The following is a 1,186-nucleotide window of genomic DNA, read 5'->3' as shown; positions in this document are numbered from 1 at the left end:
CTGTGGGAGATTCTATGGTGTAGGGCTACCCTTAAATGCCTTTCGGTAAGTATTCGCTCTGGTTCTTCAGCAGGGCGAATACCACTCGGGCAAGCTTGCGGGCCAGTGCCACTAATGCTTCGGTTGTGCTGAGTCCCCGGGCCCTCAGTGCCTCATAAAAACCCTTCCATGCCGCTGTGCGCCTCGCCGACATCGCGGCGTTGTGCATCAGTCGACGGGCCTCTGGGTCACCTCGCTTAGACAGGCAGCGGCGTCCCTTCTTTTTCCCTGAATCCGATATACGCAGGTCTAGACCCAGAAAAGCGATGAAGGCATCGGCATTTCTGAAACCCCCACGCTGAAACGACGTGAGCAAACGGGCACCGTTCAACAGGCCGATGCCTTCGACTTTCATGCAACGCTTGAGCTGAGCGCCCAAGCCAGCTGCTTCCAACTGCGTCTGGATTGTTTTCTCGAGCAAGACTTCCAGTCGTTGCATGGCCTTTATCTGGTTCTCAAAGGCACTTTTGAGCAACGGTTCGTTTGACCAGCTTTGCTTGAGGCTGACACGGGCCTGAACCAAGGCTGCCCGGCGCCGGAAAAGGCTTATAAGCCGACAATACAGAGGCGATGGCGGGGTCCATGGGTGCAACTGGTGGCCTTCGTTGTTCAAGTAGCGAGCCAACAACCGAGCATCCAGCGCATCGGTTTTAGCACGAACTTTCACACCTTTGCGGTAATGGCTGAGTTCGTAGCCGCCGATCATGTAGATCACACAGCCTTGCGCATAAGCCAGGTCGGCGAATTCCTGGTGATAGATATTGGTGGCTTCGATGGCAACATCCACTGGCGCGGGCAATTCCTTGAGCCACTTCTTGATCGCAGCTTTGGTATTGGGGATCGCTTCCAGTCGATCTGTTTGTGCGTGATAAATCACCAACTCATCTTTGGCGACATCAACACCCACGATTGGCTTTGCGACAGAAACCGGCATTGCCATTGAAAATCCTCCGGGCTAAGGTTTGAACACTTGAAGGGTTCACCCAGAGGCGCAGGCTTGTTCCTATCGTCGGTCTAGGCCAGATGCATTCTTTATCGGCGCTTGGGTGAAAGGAGGAGGGGTGAAATCTCCCACGGTCTGTACTGCGCGAACAGTCAGAATCGAGCTTTGTCCCTCCTCCTCCCTTCAAGTCCTACCATACAAGCG

At 54.6% G+C, this 1,186-nt stretch carries 1 protein-coding gene; it reads right to left on the bottom strand.

The window, feature by feature from the left end:
* Positions 1-31 precede the first annotated feature (31 nt).
* Entirely contained in the window at positions 32-979 is a 948-nt protein-coding gene (locus tag AC30D9_RS29360; protein WP_490145373.1) for an IS110 family RNA-guided transposase, read from the bottom strand.
* Between the last annotated feature and the right edge of the window lie 207 nt (positions 980-1,186).

This window comes from Pseudomonas sp. DF11 (assembly GCF_058148565.1).
Note: the sequence above shows the minus strand (reverse complement) of the source record. Positions and strands in the feature narration are given on the sequence as shown.